Origin of the sequence: Leptospira kanakyensis, from assembly GCF_004769235.1 — a bacterium.
Classification (GTDB): Bacteria; Spirochaetota; Leptospiria; order Leptospirales; family Leptospiraceae; genus Leptospira_A; species Leptospira_A kanakyensis.
In genome coordinates this window covers 462,264-478,659 of record NZ_RQFG01000019.1, presented here as the reverse complement: position 1 = coordinate 478,659, position 16,396 = coordinate 462,264, and the positions used below count along the sequence as shown (strand labels likewise).

17 protein-coding genes are annotated in these 16,396 nt (G+C 39.7%); 14 read left to right on the top strand and 3 right to left on the bottom strand.

Annotated elements, in window-relative coordinates; genetic code table 11:
• Window positions 1-54: 54 nt before the first annotated feature.
• The 8 genes from eno to EHQ16_RS16550 all read left to right on the top strand — a co-directional run bounded on the left by eno (window position 55) and on the right by EHQ16_RS16550 (window position 7,330).
• A complete protein-coding gene (gene eno / locus EHQ16_RS16585; RefSeq protein ID WP_135632315.1) occupies window positions 55-1,356 on the top strand; it encodes a phosphopyruvate hydratase in 1,302 nt (433 codons plus the stop codon).
• A 1-nt stretch (window position 1,357) separates the two neighbouring features.
• Window positions 1,358-1,822: an FtsB family cell division protein gene (locus EHQ16_RS16580; protein ID WP_135632314.1), complete on the top strand. Its 465-nt coding sequence runs from the start codon at window positions 1,358-1,360 to the stop codon at window positions 1,820-1,822.
• Window position 1,823: 1 nt separating this feature from the next.
• Complete coding sequence (locus tag EHQ16_RS16575; protein ID WP_135632313.1) at window positions 1,824-2,432, top strand: ClpP family protease; 609 nt, start codon at window positions 1,824-1,826, stop codon at window positions 2,430-2,432.
• Window positions 2,419-3,432 carry a YheT family hydrolase gene (locus EHQ16_RS16570; protein WP_167482670.1) on the top strand — a complete coding sequence of 338 codons (1,014 nt, stop codon included), beginning with the start codon at window positions 2,419-2,421 and terminating at the stop codon, window positions 3,430-3,432. The genes EHQ16_RS16575 and EHQ16_RS16570 overlap by 14 nt, the downstream gene beginning before the upstream one ends.
• A 34-nt stretch (window positions 3,433-3,466) precedes the next feature.
• Complete coding sequence (locus tag EHQ16_RS16565; protein WP_135632311.1) at window positions 3,467-4,852, top strand: TldD/PmbA family protein; 1,386 nt, start codon at window positions 3,467-3,469, stop codon at window positions 4,850-4,852.
• Window positions 4,852-6,231 (top strand): TldD/PmbA family protein, encoded by a 1,380-nt coding sequence (locus EHQ16_RS16560; protein ID WP_135632310.1) that lies wholly within the window; start codon window positions 4,852-4,854, stop codon window positions 6,229-6,231. Before EHQ16_RS16565 ends, EHQ16_RS16560 begins: the two co-directional genes overlap by 1 nt.
• A gap of 3 nt (window positions 6,232-6,234) precedes the next feature.
• Window positions 6,235-6,768: a DUF4416 family protein gene (locus tag EHQ16_RS16555; protein WP_135632309.1), complete on the top strand. Its 534-nt coding sequence runs from the start codon at window positions 6,235-6,237 to the stop codon at window positions 6,766-6,768.
• An 82-nt stretch (window positions 6,769-6,850) separates the two neighbouring features.
• A complete protein-coding gene (locus EHQ16_RS16550; protein ID WP_135632932.1) occupies window positions 6,851-7,330 on the top strand; it encodes a hypothetical protein in 480 nt (159 codons plus the stop codon).
• 91 nt (window positions 7,331-7,421) lie between these two features.
• On the opposite strand, the gene EHQ16_RS16545 is transcribed toward EHQ16_RS16550, so the two are convergent.
• Both EHQ16_RS16545 and EHQ16_RS16540 read right to left on the bottom strand, forming a co-directional pair.
• Window positions 7,422-8,171: a diacylglycerol/polyprenol kinase family protein gene (locus tag EHQ16_RS16545; protein ID WP_135632308.1), complete on the bottom strand. Its 750-nt coding sequence runs from the start codon at window positions 8,169-8,171 to the stop codon at window positions 7,422-7,424.
• 3 nt (window positions 8,172-8,174) lie between these two features.
• Window positions 8,175-8,531 carry an STAS domain-containing protein gene (locus tag EHQ16_RS16540; protein WP_100742913.1) on the bottom strand — a complete coding sequence of 119 codons (357 nt, stop codon included), beginning with the start codon at window positions 8,529-8,531 and terminating at the stop codon, window positions 8,175-8,177.
• Between the two features lie 73 nt (window positions 8,532-8,604).
• Between EHQ16_RS16540 and EHQ16_RS16535 the strand changes: the two genes are divergently transcribed.
• The 6 genes from EHQ16_RS16535 to EHQ16_RS16510 all read left to right on the top strand — a co-directional run bounded on the left by EHQ16_RS16535 (window position 8,605) and on the right by EHQ16_RS16510 (window position 15,607).
• Entirely contained in the window at window positions 8,605-8,904 is a 300-nt protein-coding gene (locus EHQ16_RS16535) for a hypothetical protein (RefSeq protein WP_135632307.1), read from the top strand.
• Window positions 8,905-8,935: 31 nt separating this feature from the next.
• Window positions 8,936-10,453: an LIC12015 family putative lipoprotein gene (locus EHQ16_RS16530; protein ID WP_135632306.1), complete on the top strand. Its 1,518-nt coding sequence runs from the start codon at window positions 8,936-8,938 to the stop codon at window positions 10,451-10,453.
• Window positions 10,454-10,553: 100 nt separating this feature from the next.
• On the top strand, window positions 10,554-10,949 hold the full coding sequence (locus tag EHQ16_RS16525; RefSeq protein WP_015678327.1) for a helix-turn-helix domain-containing protein: 396 nt from the start codon (window positions 10,554-10,556) through the stop codon (window positions 10,947-10,949).
• Between the two features lie 102 nt (window positions 10,950-11,051).
• The gene (locus EHQ16_RS16520) at window positions 11,052-12,641 is read left to right on the top strand and encodes a sodium:neurotransmitter symporter family protein (RefSeq protein WP_135632305.1); all 1,590 of its coding nucleotides are present in this window, start codon (window positions 11,052-11,054) and stop codon (window positions 12,639-12,641) included.
• A gap of 117 nt (window positions 12,642-12,758) precedes the next feature.
• Window positions 12,759-14,747: an ATP-dependent DNA helicase gene (locus EHQ16_RS16515; RefSeq protein WP_135632304.1), complete on the top strand. Its 1,989-nt coding sequence runs from the start codon at window positions 12,759-12,761 to the stop codon at window positions 14,745-14,747.
• A gap of 2 nt (window positions 14,748-14,749) precedes the next feature.
• Window positions 14,750-15,607, top strand: a complete 858-nt coding sequence (locus EHQ16_RS16510) for a hypothetical protein (protein ID WP_135632303.1) — start codon at window positions 14,750-14,752, stop codon at window positions 15,605-15,607.
• On the opposite strand, the gene EHQ16_RS16505 is transcribed toward EHQ16_RS16510, so the two are convergent.
• Complete coding sequence (locus tag EHQ16_RS16505) at window positions 15,570-16,373, bottom strand: hypothetical protein (RefSeq protein WP_135632302.1); 804 nt, start codon at window positions 16,371-16,373, stop codon at window positions 15,570-15,572. The genes EHQ16_RS16510 and EHQ16_RS16505 overlap by 38 nt on opposite strands.
• Between the last annotated feature and the right edge of the window lie 23 nt (window positions 16,374-16,396).

Genomic DNA, 16,396 nt, shown 5'->3' with positions numbered 1-16,396 from the left:
GCTTAAAATTCCTAACACTGGGAGGAAATTATCCCTTAGGAGAAACAATTCCCGATGTCCCAAAAAGATAGCATTCGTTCCGTCAAAGCCCGTGAAATCATGGATTCCAGAGGAAATCCAACCGTTGAAGTGGATGTCACACTCGAAGACGGTTCCTTTGGTCGTGCGGCGGTTCCCTCTGGTGCGTCAACTGGTGAACACGAAGCCGTAGAACTTCGTGACGGTGATAAAAAAAGATACTCCGGAAAAGGTGTACTCAAAGCCGTAGAAAATGTAAATTCTAAAATTTCCAAATCCATCTTAGGCCTTTCGGCAACAAACCAACTCCTCATCGATGGAACTATGATTTCCCTAGATGGAACAGCCAATAAATCTAAGTTAGGTGCCAATGCACTTCTTGGGGTTTCTATGGCTGTGGCAAAAGCGGCCGCTGCACATACAGGCCTTCCACTCTATCGTTATATCGGAGGAACCTTTGCTCGTGAACTTCCAGTTCCTATGATGAATATCATCAATGGTGGTGCTCACGCAGATAACAATATCGACTTTCAAGAATTTATGATTCTCCCTGTATCGGCTCCCAATTTCCGCGAAGCCCTTCGGATGGGTGCGGAAGTTTTCCATAGTTTAAAGTCTGTTCTCAAAGGAAAAGGACTGAATACCGCTGTGGGTGACGAAGGTGGATTTGCTCCAAACCTAACTAGCAATAGTGAAGCCATTGAGGTCATCCTAACTGCCATTGAAAAGGTTGGATACAAACCGGACCTTGATATCAAAATTGGTTTGGACTGCGCTGCTTCTGAGTTCTACGATGAGAAGAAAAAGAAATATGTTCTCAAAGCGGAGAAAAAACCAGAAAAGACTGCAGAAGAACTGGTAGAATACTACTCAAATTTAGTGTCCAAGTATCCGATCATTACCATGGAAGACGGCCTAGATGAAAACGATTGGACAGGCTGGAAAAAACTTTCCGAAAAACTGGGAAAAAAGATCCAACTTGTGGGGGATGATTTGTTCGTAACCAATATCAAAAAACTCGCCCAAGGGATCGATAAAGGGATTGGTAACTCCATCCTCATCAAAGTGAACCAAATCGGAACACTCACAGAAACCCTCAGTGCCATTGAAATGGCGAAAAAAGCCCAGTATACGGCTGTGGTTTCCCATAGATCTGGAGAAACGGAAGATGCGACCATTTCCCATATCGCTGTGGCAACCAATTCCGGTCAGATCAAAACAGGATCACTCAGCAGAACAGACCGAATTGCAAAATACAACGAACTCCTTCGCATCGAAGAAGAACTCGGTAAAAATGCGACTTATAGCGGAGTAAATACTTTTTACAACCTAAGGTAATATGACACCAACGAAAGCCTCCTTACTTGTAACTTATATTTGTGCTGGTCTCTATCTCGGACTTTTGTCCGAGTCGGGGGTTGCCGAACGTATGCGCCTTGAGAAAGAATTACAAAATCTCAATGCAGAGGTAGAGAGGCTTGTGGTCGAAAACCAAGGGTTGGAAGAAAAAGAACGCCGCCTAAAAAATGACGCTTATGCCTTAGAACAGGAAGCTAGGAAGTATTATCTACTTTCTGAAACGGCACATGTATTGAAATTTGAAGAATCAATCTCGCAAGCACCGGAAAAACCCAAGGTGATTCCTACTTCTTTACGGACAGCTGGCCTCAGTGGGGAATGGAAAGAACCTCCCCTCTTTTTATTACGTTTCTTTTTTATTTCTTTCAGTGTTTTCCTGATTCTAGGCGTTTACTTTAAGCTGAAACGCTTGCAACCTATGTCTAATCACAAAAGACTGAATTAATATGGCAGAAGAAGAAACACCAGAAAAAGAAATCACCGAAACCATCCAAGATCTCATTAGCGATAAAAACATGGGAAAGAAGTTCCTGGAAAAAAGGAAAATCTTTCTCTGGGGTCCTGTCACTGACGAATCCTCTAAGGAACTCACCGCCAAACTTATGTATTTGGAAATGGTAGATCCTGGAAAACCAATTACGTTTTATATCAATAGCCCTGGTGGTGTTGTTACTTCAGGCCTTGTTGTCTACGACACAATGCAAATGATTTCCTCACCAGTGCATACGGTATGTATGGGAATGGCAGCTTCTATGGGTTCCATCCTTCTCATTGGCGGGAAAAAAGGAAATCGTTACATTTGGCCTAACGGTCGAGTGATGATCCACCAACCTTCCATTGGCGGACAGATCCAAGCTCCGGCTACAGATTTACTCATCCATGCACAGGACATTGTCAAAACCAAAGAAAAACTCAATCAAATGTTAGCGGATGCTTGTGGCAAAACCTACGAACAATTGGTGGAAGACACCGATCGCGATTATTATATGGATGCCGACCAAGCTTTGGCTTACGGGATTGTAGATAAGATCGTAAACACAATTGACGTCGTCTAACAGAGAATTTAAACCTAGAAGATTTTTAGAAGGTAGACATTTACAAACTGTCTACAACGTACTTTTTCCTCCAGACAATTCTTTGGAGGATGAGTATTATTCAGAGAGTATCCTCATTCCCACTAACGATGGGTCTGGGGATCTGCTTTGGTTAGAACACAACCCTCCTCTTTCCCAAGTTCGAAAAAAAGCCTCCAAATGGAACGGGCATTACTTACTTCTCGTTCATGGAATGGAAGGAAGTTCGGAATCCCATTATATGGTGAGTGCAGGAAAAGAAGCACTGAATCGTGGTTATGGAGTTGTGCGGATGAATTTGCGTAACTGTGGTCGTGGCCTTGGGATTGCCAAAAAACCATATAATGCCGGCCAATCAGAAGATTTGGATGCTGTATTAAAATACATTTATAAACATTTTACTAGATCCATATTTGTTTCAGGATTTTCTTTATCAGCCAATCTGGTGATCAAATTTTTTGGAGAAAAAAGGGAACACTATTCCAAGGCATTTTCGGCCACATCCCCTCCTTTGGATTTAAAACGTAGTTGTGACTTTATTGATTCAAGAGCCGGAAATTTTTACCGGGATCATTTTCTGGATACTATGAAAGAAAAGGTAACCTCTGGGGTTTATGAAATCTCAGATAAAATGAAAGAAAGAGTTTTACGAAGTAAATCCTTTTTTGATTTTGATGATTTTTTCACAGCACCAATTTCAGGTTATGCGAATGTATTGGAATACTACAATATTTGTTCCAGTGTCAAATATCTAGGGGGAATCAAAGTTCCTGGTCTCATTGTCCATGCCGATGATGACCCGGTGGTTCCTTCGGAAGTTTGGCATGAAATTCGATGGAAGTCTTACCCGCTCATACAAACGGTTCTTACGGAAAAAGGGGGACATGTTGGATTTATCAGCGATCCCTCCCCGGACAATCCAGAAGGAAGATGGCTTCCTCGGATCCTCCTCGATTTTTTTGATTCTCAAATCAAATCGTAATCATCATTGTAATTAAAATTTAAGGAAGGGACGTATGCGGAACCTATTAAAAGAATGTTTGGCCGAAGAGTCCGGATTTGTGGAACTCAGATACCACCATAAAGAAAGTCGTTCCTTCTTTGCTGAAAGGGGACGGGTGGAATCCACTGCCCTACGCAAAAGAACAGGTGTCGGTGTTCGTGTTTTAGAAGCGGGAACTTGGGGTTTTGCATCCACCAGTGAAATTTCCAAATCTTCCATCCAAAATGCCATCCAAGTGGCCAAAAAAGCGGCTCGCCTATCTTCAGCTCTCCGAAAAGATAAAATTCCCAATTTGCCAAAGGCAAATTTTGCCATTGGTGATTTTATTGGCAAAGGGATCGAAGACTTTCGTAACCGAACCGTAGAGGAAAAACTAAAACTCGTTCTCGATATTCAAAATGCTGCCGCCAAACAATCGGCTAAGCTCCAGTCCGTGGGTTGCGGGTATTCTGAAATATATGAAGAGAAAGCAATTGTTACCACAGATGGAGCAGATAGTTTTTTTAGTATGGTAAGACCAGAATTTCGAGTCTCTGCCGTTGCCAAAGATGATGGAAAGATGGAATCTGGTTCTCATTCGATTGGTGTGACTGGAGGTTGGGACTGCCTCTTTCGTTCCCAGTCTCCGACAGAGATTTCGGATGAGGCCTGCAAAACGGCTGTGGATCTACTTTCCAGTTCTCTCCCCGATGGCGGTCTCTCCACAGTGATTTTATCCCCGTCAATTGTGGGTCTTCTTGTTCACGAAGCCATTGGCCATACGGTAGAAGCTGATTTTGTTTTATCTGGATCTGTGGCCCAAGGAAAGATCGGACATAGAGTTGGTTCCGACTTAGTGACGTTATGCGACTCTGGATTTTCTGAATACTATGAAGGGGCTGGTGGTTCCATTCCTGTGGACGATGAAGGGGTCATTCCGACAAACACTGTTATCATTAAAAACGGAATCCTTTCTTCTTACCTCCACAACCGGGAAACGGCAGAACGATTTGGAGTGGCACCAACGGGATCAGCAAGGGCTTGGGAGTATGGTGATGTTCCCCTCATTCGTATGCGAAACACTTTCCTTATGCCAGGGAATTCCAGTTTGGAAGAAATGATCGCAAACACCAAAGACGGATACTATCTAGACGGTGCCAAAAATGGCCAAGCGGATGCAACGGGTGAATTTATGTTTGCCGTTCAAAAAGCCTACCGCATCCAAAATGGAAAGATCACGGATCTTTTGAAGGGTGTGACAGTATCTGGCCTTGCCTTTGATGTTTTACAAAATGTAGATATGGTCTCCAAAGAATTCAAATGGGATTTGGGTTCAGGGCACTGTGGGAAAGGACAACCAGCAAAAGTAGATGCGGGTGGTCCTTATGTTCGCACAAAAGTATTGTTAGGTGGTAAATAATGGATCGTAAATCGATTGAAAAACGTTTGAACGACCAAAAAGATTTACTTTCTAATTTAGTCAAAAAAGCAAAAACAAACGGGATCGACCAGGTAGAGATTTATTCCAGTTACGGATATTCGGAAGATGTCAGTTTAGAAAAAAATGACTTAAACAACTGTACTGCGACCGAAGAAAATATGTTTGGAATTCGTGTGATCACTGAGGGAAACCAAGGATTTATCATCTCCAATCATATCCCTAGTCTTTACGAGTCCATTGAAGAAGCCTATAGTTTGGCTAAAAGCCAATCCACTCCTGATTTGGATTTAGGACTTCCAGAACCTGAATCCATCCAAAATCATTTCAACCAATATGATGAATCCTTAGACAAAATGGGAATTGAGGATTTGGTCGCTTCCGCTAAAGAAGCACTGGGATGGAGAAATGATCTTTATTCCAAGGTGAATATCGACTCTGGAGACTTTTCGCTTAGCAAAGGTTATAAACTCATTGTTTCTTCCAAAGGAGTGATGGCCCATGAGTTGGGTGCTGAACTTTCTGCTTCCGTGATGGGAATGGGTGTGGATGGAGATCTAGTCGGAAGTTTTGATTATGATTCTGCGAGTGGGTTTGACAAAAACCAGTTCCAAACTCTATGGAAAAAAGCTTTTATGAATTTTGGAGACAAATGTATGGGGGCACTTTATGCCAAACCCATCTCTGGATTTCAAGGAAAGGTTTTACTTCCTCCCGATGCCGTGTATTCATTTTTTCTCGGACTTTTTATTGGTTCTTTAAATGGAACAAGCCTTCGCAAAGGGAAATCCAAAATGGCGGATCAGTTAGGTAAAAAAGTTGCCTCTTCTTTACTCTCTATTTGGGATGATCCAACAAACAATGGTTTTATGGGATCAACTGGTTTTGATCGGGAGGGTCTACCTACTTCTAAAAAGTCAGTCCTAACAGAGGGAGTTTTAAATACTTACTTCTACAATACTTACGAAGCTAAAAAAGCCGGGCTTCCTAAATCCAATGGATCTGCGACTGGAGGTGCCCAAAGCCTTCCTGGTTGTGGCCCAAAACAATTACAGATTGCACCCGGCAACTCAGCAAAAGATGAATTTTTTAAACTCCCTGGAAAAACTCTATTTGTGAACCGAATTTCGGGAACTAAAGATGGAGCTTCCGGTGATTTTTCGGGAGTGATCAAAGGGGGATACCTTTTAGAAAATGGAGAGAAAGTCCCGGTCAGAGAGGTACAAATTGTGGGAAATGCTTTTGAAGCATTGAATCAAATTGAAGCAATTTCCAAAGAAGGAGAACTTTTGGGGGAATCGTCTTTTGTTCCTTATATGCTTCTGGATGGATTTACCATTACAGGAGTGACGGAAGAGTAAACCATGCCTCAAGAGATTTTAGAAAGACCACCGGGAGCCTCTTTTTTTGTGATTCTTTCCTACCAAGAGGAAGGAATCCTCTTTGAGTTGAAGGCTCTTGCTGAAAAAAGGTTTTCTAAAATTCTCTACGAATCTGTCCTCCTTCCGAAATGGACCCCTGATGAAACAGAAAGGGAATTTGCTTATCCGGGACGATTTACAAAAGTTCTTTCCTTCAAACAAAGAATTCACAGAGAGGAACTGGTTGAAAAAAAGAAGGATTGTTTAGAGTTTCAAACTCTATTACAAAAAAAAGACCAAACTTTCCTTCTGATTCCGGGTTACGTCACTTCGCATAACATTGTAATAGCGAAATCAAAGGATGATTTTCATCGCACTTATTTGTTCCAAGGGGTTTACGGAGAGACGATTTATCATTTTTCGAGAAACCAATTAGTCGTCGCAAATTCGGCTCAAAATTATTTTAGAGAAAGAGATGTAAGTTATTTTTTTAATACCCTAAGAGAATCCTATGAGTTCAATAAATTCAAATCTTAATTTGAATGTAAAGAAAACCTATCAGGCTTTCTTATTTAGTTTCGTCATTGGGTTGGGATTCTCCATATACAACTGTTCGGGAATGACCACAGATCCTTTTCAGTTCTGTGATAATTTCAATGAACCTTTGGATTGTACAGAACCCAAAACAGTAAAAGATGTTGTTTATCTAGAAAAGAAATTATTTAAAAAAGAAAATCCCACATACGAAGACTTTGGAAATTTTTTGTATTTTACGGCAAGAGAAACACCCGGATTTCGATTGGTGCTTTCCAAACCTTACAATGGCCTAGGAAAAGATACCTTTCGTTCTGGATATGTAGCCTATTTGAAGTATGGAAATTCTTCTGAACGGATGGAAGGGAATTTATTCCAAAACAATGTTGTAGTTTCCTTTCACTATTTAGGAGCCCTTTTGAAAGAAGAGTTTCGTCATAAAGGAATGGAAAAGTCCCCTTTTCAATTAGAGGATCTTGGGCCCATTTCTTTGGAATATAAAGTATTGGTTCCTGGAATGGAACCAATCACCAAACAAAGAATCGTCGAACTTCACTGGAAGTAAGTTTCATCCAATGTCGAAATCTTACCCCTTCCTTTTTTAATGGAAGGAAGTAACTTCGATCAAACCTTAAGTAACACGAAAGACCAAATTTTTATTTTTGAATGTAAAGAGCCTTTGGATCAAAGAAAAAATCCATGGGAGTATAATCCAAATACAATAAGGATAAAACGGAAAGCACAACTGCACCGACAATCGGGATAAGAAGGTTGTCATCCACTAGGCCTTTGGCTGTAGTATTTGCAAAAAACTCTGTCACACAGGCTGAAACTACAGAAAAGAATACTAGATAAATGGGTGTCCAAAGAAGGTTTCCCTGGCCATCCAAGATCGCAAGGAAACTTCCTGGCTCGGACTTTGTGATAAGAAAAAGTGCAAGGATTGAAAATATAAATGCAGGGAATAAAAATCCAATGATTCCTTCGAGTGACTTCCCATTATAAAATCGATGTTTCCCATACTTACTTCCAACAAAAGCCGCAAAAGGATCACCAATCACTAAAAACAAAATCGCAAGAATGGCAACTTCCGCTGGGAAAAACAAAACAACAAGAAAGTTGGCAAAAAAATAAGGAACAGTTCCATTGAATCTTTTTCTTTCTGACTCTTTCATTAAGAACCCAAAATACTTATAAAAGAAATTTTCGAAACCGGAGTGATTCAGTCTGACAAATTCCAAAATCAATAAACTGACAAGTAGGATTCCCAGTAAGGAAACTAAGATGGCCCTAGTGGCAAAAACTAGACTGAAGGCATCCTTGAATGGATCAAAAAAAAGAGTCACGGGAATGATGAGCCCGAGTACATGCCAAATTTTACGAAAAAAGTTAAATCCTGAATTCACGGTTTACCTACTGGGTCTTGAGGCCATTTTGAATGCGGCCTCTTCATTATTAGCGATGGGAAATAAATTACGAACTCCTGCCATTAAAAATGCTTGTCTAACGCTTAACGGCAGATTGATTAAGATGATTTTGTGTTTATGTAGAAAGGCTTCTTCGCTAAGTGTTTTGAAAGCGATGATCCCTTGAGTGGTTACCATATTCAATTCCTCAAGATCCAAAATAACGGATCCATGTTTTAAGGAATTGAGCACAGATTTGATGCACTTCTCGGAAGTGAAGTTATTTAGGTTTCCCTGCAATTTGGTCACATACACAGTGTCTATTTTTTCCGTGGAAACTACTAAATCGTCTAGGCTCATAAAAATTGTTATTTTTCTTATTTCATTCTTGCACTCTATTGCAAGTAAATAAAACTTTTGGAAGGAGCTGTGTTTGAAGGTTACTGTTGCTCATTTATACAAAAAACTAGAAGAACTGGATCGGGACGTAGTTGAATTGAAAAAATTGACCGACCGCCTAGCCACTGATCGGGAATATTCTCCCATCCTCAAAGAAACGTTTTCGTCGGAAATGAATAAATTGGAAGATCAAAAATCAGAGATCCTCAAATTGAATGTTTCTAGACCCGAAGCTTTGGCCAAAAAATCTCCTGCTGTTTCTGAGAAACCGGTACAAACACTCCCGCAATCGCAAGAACCCAAAAAACCAGAAAAACCTGTCCGCAAATATTAAAACAATACTTAAAAATAGACAAGGAAATCCAATGAATCTAACCAACCTTCTGACTCGAGTATGTATGCTCGGTTTGATACTCGTGCCACTTCTCAATTGCTCTAAGGATTCTGAAATCCTTGCGACATTTGATGGCGGAACTGTGACTCGCAAAGAAATGAACTTTGTAATTGAGGCTTCCAAACGAGGCAATACAGAACCGCAACCGATTAGTGCTGATATCCAAGCAAAAATTTTAGAAAGTATCGCTTTAGAAAAAATCTTACTAAAAGATGCTATCTCTACCAAAAAAGTTGCTGAAGCAGATGTTCAAAAAATTGAATCTCTAGTGAATCAATTTTTGAAACTAAACGTTTACATGCGTGAGTATGTAAAAAATGGTTTAAAAGAAAAACCGTTAGAATTTGTAAATTTACAATTAGCTCTAGTTCGCGGAGAAGACGAAGCAACTAATTTGAAAAAAGCGGAAGAGTTAGCAACAAAACTCAATTCACTTTCAAATAAAGAAATTGCTGAAGAAATTTCAAAAGTAACAGAAGACATTACAAGAAGACCAATTGCTGGGAAATTAGAACCTTTTTGCACCAACTGTGCAGAAACACCTTTGGAAGATATCTTAACCGAAGTAAAAAAAGCAAAAAAAGGGACTTTTATTTCTTATGCTAAAGCAGGTGAAGGAAGAATTGCTTATGTAGTTCGTTCCACAGGTACTGAGAAAGTCCATCCAGAAAGATTAAAAAAATATTTCACATCCATTTTTGATGAGTTTAAAGCGGAAGCTGCTGAATATGGCAAAACTCATGACGATGCTGATACAAAAGCTTCTGTGACTTATTTTACAGAAGGTGAATCAGCAGACAAAGCCAATCAATTTGCTTCTCATACCATGAAAGAGTATGAACAAGGATTATACCAAAAAGAACTGAAACGAATTACAGAAGAAAGTGGAATCACTGTTGCTAATTTACCACGTTTCACTGGTCCGAACGATATCGATCCAAAAATATTTACGCCAGACTATACTTTATATTCCACTCGTGATGGAAAAAACTACACTTGGAAAGATTTGTCGACTGATTTTGAAGCGATTCCGAATATTCTAAAACAAGAATACAAAGACGAAAAATCTAAAACTTGGGATATGGTCAATTTGTTTCAATCTACTATCCTCCAGGGAAAAATTGCTGAAACTTCTGATGATGTACAAGATGTGGGATCAGAGATTGGTTATCTCATGCAAATGGACAAAATGAAAGTGTCTTTGGCGTTAAAATCGCTACAAGATGAAATCAAAGCCATTCCTGTGACCGTAACTGAGGCTCAAATGCGAGATGCTTACGAAGCAGGAAAATTATACGCATACGCTGACCAAGACCCAAAGAACCCACAAAATCGAATTCCTAAGCCTTATGGCGCAGTTCGTGAACGAATCAAATCAGAAATGGAAGGAGCGCAAAGGAATTCATTTATTGAGCAAAAAGTTTCTGGATTAAAGACCACTTACAACTTGGTCATTGCTTCTGATCGTTTAAAAGAAGTTACATTATAGTCCCTGCAAGTTTTGGAGTATGGCAAAATTTTTTTATTGAATTTTGCCATATTTGACATATTCTGACTGTTAGGGGGGATAAATGAACAATCACATTTACATGCTTCGAAAGAAGAGAGGTATCAAACAGTACGATATGGCGAGGGCACTAGGAGTTTCTCCGAGTTACCTATCCAAAATTGAGACTGGAGCCCAAGATCCGACTGAAAAATTCAAGTCGTCTTGTGCAAAATATCTCAAAACCTCTGTTGATAAGCTTTTTAACGAAAGCGCAGTGGAAGACATCTATCCTGAGTTTTCCAATGGATTGAAAAACAAACTTTGGGCAGTCCGACGTGAGTTAGGAATCAAACAATACGATTTCGCTAAGAAATTGAAGGTTTCCACTCCGTTTTTGTCAAAAGTAGAACTTGGACTTTTGGAACCACCGGAAGATTTTAAGAATCTGGTCTCCAAAGTTCTGAAAATGGAAAAAAACGAGCTATTTCTCGGCTAATTTGAAAAATACCAAAGCGGGGCTCATACGGGCCCTAGCTTTTTCTCTCTCTCAGACAAAAAGATTTTGTCACATAATTCCTCCTACATTCAATAGTCCCTGATGGAAAAGAGACAAGCGGAACACCACCAAGAAGGCTGGGCAAGTCGTATCGGTTTGATTTTGGCTGTAGCAAGTGGTGCCATCGGACTTGGAAATTTTTTACGATTCCCTGGGCAAGCCGCACAGAATGGTGGTGGTGCCTTTATGGTTCCATACATCATTAGTTTCCTCATTCTAGGAATTCCCGTTTGTTTGGCTGAGTGGACCATGGGTCGCATGGGTGGCAAACATGGACATAGCACTCCCTTTATCTTTCGCGAGTATCTAAAAGGATTCCCTCTCAAACTTTCGGGAACCATTGGTGTGATGATTCCTGTGATGATTTATGTGTACTATGTATTCATTGAATCCTGGTGTTTGGCTTACGCATATTATTTTCTTACAGGGCAAATGTCACTGACAGGGTCTACCCAAGACGAGATGACAAAACAAGCCTCTACTTTTTTTATGCATTTAACGGGAGCCGAAGCCAATGGTTCCAGTTTCCAGTCTCCGATCCTTGTATTCTTTATCCTCTGTGTATTATTTAATTTTCTATTAGTTTATCGTGGTCTTTCGAAAGGACTGGAAGCCTTTGCTAAAATTGCCATGCCACTTATGGGAATTTGTGCCACCATCATCCTTGTTCGTGTTCTAACCATTCCTGGAATTGAGTCTGGCCTTGCTGTTATGTGGAACCCCGAGTGGTCAAAACTGACCCAACCAAAAGTATGGATCAGCGCCGCAGGACAAATTTTCTTTTCTTTATCCACTGGGTTTGGGATTGCTCTCGTGTTTTCTAGTTTTTTAAAGAAAAAAGACGATGTTGTTTTATCCAGTTTATCCTCTGCTTCATTGAATGAATTCGCAGAAGTGGTGTTTGGTGGCATGATCACCATCCCTGTTGCATTTTTATTTTTAGGAATGCAGGCCACTTCTTTTGGAACTTTTGGAATGGGATTTATTGCTTTACCTTCCGTTTTTGGAATGATGCCCGGTGGTGCCTTTTTTGGAGGGCTCTGGTTTCTTGTATTGTTTCTCGCAGCGATTACTTCGTCGGTTACCATGTTACAACCTGGAATTTTATTTTTAGAAGAAGGATTTCATGTTGGTCGGAGGAAATCTTCCCTACTTCTATTTCTTTTTACATTTTGTCTCTGCCTTCCTATCATTTACTTCAACAAAGACTTTGCTGCCCTTGACATTGCCGATTTTTATATCGGAACCATAATGATTTACATTTTGGCATCTATCCAAATTTTTATTTTTGTTTTTAAGATTGGTGTGGATCGGGGTGTGAAGGATGCGAATGAAGGGAGCCTCATTCCATTTCCTCGTTCGATTCGATTTGTATTGAAGTACATCACTCCTTGGTTTCTACTTTTTATCTTCGTTTCCTTTTGTTATATGAACTTACCTGAATATTTGGATAAAATGAATCCAGAAGTTATGGGACTTCTTGCGGAAAACAAAGGAGAAAATGTAGAAGATGCCAAAACAAAAGCCGTGGTTGCTCGTTCGGTTGTAATTGGTCTTTTTATCATTTATGGATTCATCTATATTTTAGTTTCCAAGGCTCTAAACCATTCCAAGGATAAGGTTGCCACATGAATATTTCTCCCCAAGAACTCAATTGGCAAGGGATACTCATTATGGCAGTATCTCTTGTTTCCGTGATCAGTTTGACAGTTGTTTGTATTGTTCTCCTTTTTCGTAACAGGCATTAGATTGGACGTACAAACTGTATTTAAAAACCAACTTCCAAAACTTTGGAAGGATTATGAAGTTAGAAAAGAACAGATGGATATGTCAACGTCCATTGAATCCGCATTTAATACTGGCTCTCATTGGGCGATAGAAGCGGGGACTGGTGTGGGAAAATCCCTGGCATATTTGATTCCTAGTGCCCTATTCTCTTTAGAAAACGAATGTACCGTTGTCGTTTCGACAGAAACAAAAGCACTACAAGACCAATTACTTTATAAAGACATTCCTCTTGTTTCTGAGGCACTGGGTGCCCCAATCAATGCTATGGTGGCACTTGGGGCGAGTAATTATCTTTGCAAACGAAAATATGGTCGAGTGATGGAACGTGGTGATTTTGGGCCAGAGATGGAATCTTCTTTGCCATATTTTGTGAATTGGGAAAAACAGACTACGGCTGGAATTCGTGCCGAATTTGATGGGTTTTTATCCAATTCTTTTTGGAACTCGGTCTCTAGAGAGTCTGACAACTGTTTGGGGAGAAATTGTCCTAACTTCAGTTCCTCTTATTACTTTTTAGAAAAGGAAAAATGGAAAAAAGCCAATATTCTCATTGTTAACCACCACTTACTGGCAAGTCATTTGGCAGGAGATTTTAAACTCCTTCCTGCATTTTCACAACTCGTCATTGATGAAGCGCACGCCTTTCCTGAAATTGTGGGAAAAGCATTTGGATCAGAAATTCGTTATGACTTGTTAATGAATTTACTCCACTATCTTTATTTCCCTGAAAAACGGACTGGTCTTGTTCTTAAACTGAAAAACAGCGAAAAAATAATGAAGTCGGTAGAAGCATCTATTGGTTATGCGAATGATTTTTTCCGTATGTTACTTTCTGCGATTCCTTTACAATTCAATCAGTTTTCCACTCGTCATACTGAACGAATCAAACTCGATAATGGAGCTTTAGAAGATACCTTAGCTGATTTAGCATCACAATTGGAAAGTCTACTTTCTAAATATAAAAAAGATAGTGAAGATATGGAAGAGAAAGAAATGGCTCTCGGTTTAGAGATGGTTTCTGGAAATCTAAAAAAGGCTTCCTCTTTTTTAAATGACTTCCGATTAAAAACCAATCCAAACTTGGTGTTTTGGATTGAACCACCTCCGCAGTCGGCAAAAGATCCATTCTATTATTTATTCTCTCAACCGAAAAATACCGATGAAATTTTGGCCAATACACTATTTCCCAATATGGATTCTGTCGTAATGACTTCGGCTACCCTCTCACCGACGGCAGGGAACTTTCAGTATTTTTTGAAAGAAGTGGGAACATCGGAGGTCAAAACCAAAACACTTGCTTCTCCTTTTGCTTACAACACTCATTCCTTACTTTTTGTTCCCAAACAAGTAGCAGATCCTGTCCAGGATCCGAGAAAAAATAAATCGGATCTTTCCTATTGGATCGCACGCCTTCTCAAACTTTCTGAAGGAGATGCCTTTGTACTTTTTACATCCAACAAACTATTGTCAGAACTCTATGATGAGTTAAGGCATCAGGTTCCATATCCTATTTTTTCCCAAACAGAAATGGGTCCAATTGCCGCCAAACGAGAGTTCCTTGCCAATGAAAAGAGTGTGCTTTTTGGAGTTTCTAGTTTTTGGCAAGGTGTGGACATTAAGGGAGATAAACTCCGGAACGTAATTGTGACCAAACTTCCCTTCCAGGTGCCAACGGAACCTGTTTTGCAAGCAAAGATGGAAGATATGGAACGAAAGGGAAAAAGTCCGTTTTGGGAAATGCAAGTTCCAAAAACATGTTTGCTCTTACGCCAAGGATTCGGTCGTCTCATCCGCTCTCAGTCGGATACGGGAATGGTGAGTATTCTCGACCCTCGGGTGCATACAAAGTCCTATGGAAAAAACGTCTTGCAAAGTCTTCCAAAGGGGGTTCCCCTCATAACGGAATTTAACGAATTGGAAAGAAAATTCCAACTTCTGCCGAAGTCTTAACTATGAAACGAATTTATCTCCTTTTGGTTTTTCTCTTAAGTGTATCTCTGGGTTCCAAACCCATCGAGGATAAGGATATTTATTCTTCGGTTGTCAATTGGACAGACCTTTTCGTTTTCTCTTCTGTGAAAGAGACCATTCCTAAAATTGTATTTGATGAAGAAGACCCTGAGTTTTCGGGAAAAAACACTGCCACAAGCCAAGGGAAAGCTCACTCCATGGCTCGTAAAAAAGCCCGGGAAAAACTACGGGTTCGTCTCAGCCAAAGGTTAGAATCCATAATATTTAACGCAGATTATACGGTTTATGAATACACACAAGTAAACCAACAAGCAAGGCTTCGGCTCAATTCCTATATTGGTTCTGAAAAAGAAGAATACGATTTCCAATTTGTTAAAAATATTTTGGAAGCGAAAGCCAGTTTACCACTCAAAGGAAAAGATGGGATCCTTGCCCATATCCCTTTTGCATATGGAACAGAATCAGTTCCTGAATTCAGTGAAGAAGTGGTTCCCGTGGAATTTTCTGGCCTCATTGTGGATGCACGCCATCTCAATCTCAAACGAGCTTTGTTTCCAAAAATCCAAACCGATCGTGGTTTAGATATTTATTCACCCGTTTATGTAAAAGAAGCTTATGCTATTGAAACTGGATACATTGTGTACAGGGAAGAACAAACGGGAAAAGGAATTGAAGCTAAAGTAGGAAAGAACCCCTACTTTGTTTTGGCATTAGGAACTGCAGGAAAAAACCAAACGGATCTTATCATTCCTACAGACGAGGCGGCCAAATTTCTTAGCCACCCCGAAACAAGAAAAAATCTTACACGTTGCAGAGTTTTGATTTTAGTTTCTCGGTAAGAGATAAAAACATTTTTTCTGCTTTTGCATAATCACCATGGAAGAGATAAGCAAAACCCATATCTTCTAAATCTTTATGAGCCAGAGAGTTTGATTTGGCTTCTAACTCAGCGATTTTGTTATAAACAGAATCATACATTTTACGTTTTTCTTCAAAACTAGGTAGATTCAATTTATTAGGAATGTTTTCAAAAATGAGATTGGCTTCTTTGTGACGATCCAAAAAGAGAAGTGCCATACCCACAAGTTTATGGATATCAGAATCGTTTAACAATTTCATATTGTCACGGAAAACTTTGATCACTTCATCATATCGTTTCAAATAATATGTACAAATGAGTTCTTCTTTAACAAAAGAATTGTCGTTCCATTGTTTTTTAAACTTAGTAATGACTGTTTTTGCTTCTTCGTAAGCTTCTGCTCTAAAATAAATTTTAATCGCAGTTTGGATGATGGAAAAACAAAGAGGATTGGTTTGGGTATTAAAATATAAATTTAAACTATTGCAAGCTTCTGCACTTTTTCCAATTTCATGGTTTTGGATGGCCTCTACAAGAGGAGCTAGGCTTGAAATCCCTTTGGGAGCTGTGATTGTTGCTCTGCCAGTCAGTTCATACAACGCTAAATAACTAAGGTGTTGGATATAAAAATTCTCTGGATGACGTTTGGCTAGAACCACAACATCTTCGTTTGATCCTACCTCATAAAGATCCCAAGCTTCTTGTTCTATAGATGTGTTTAAGACTTGGGTTGCTTGCTGTGCCATAAGGTGCCTCTCTTTCCTTAAAA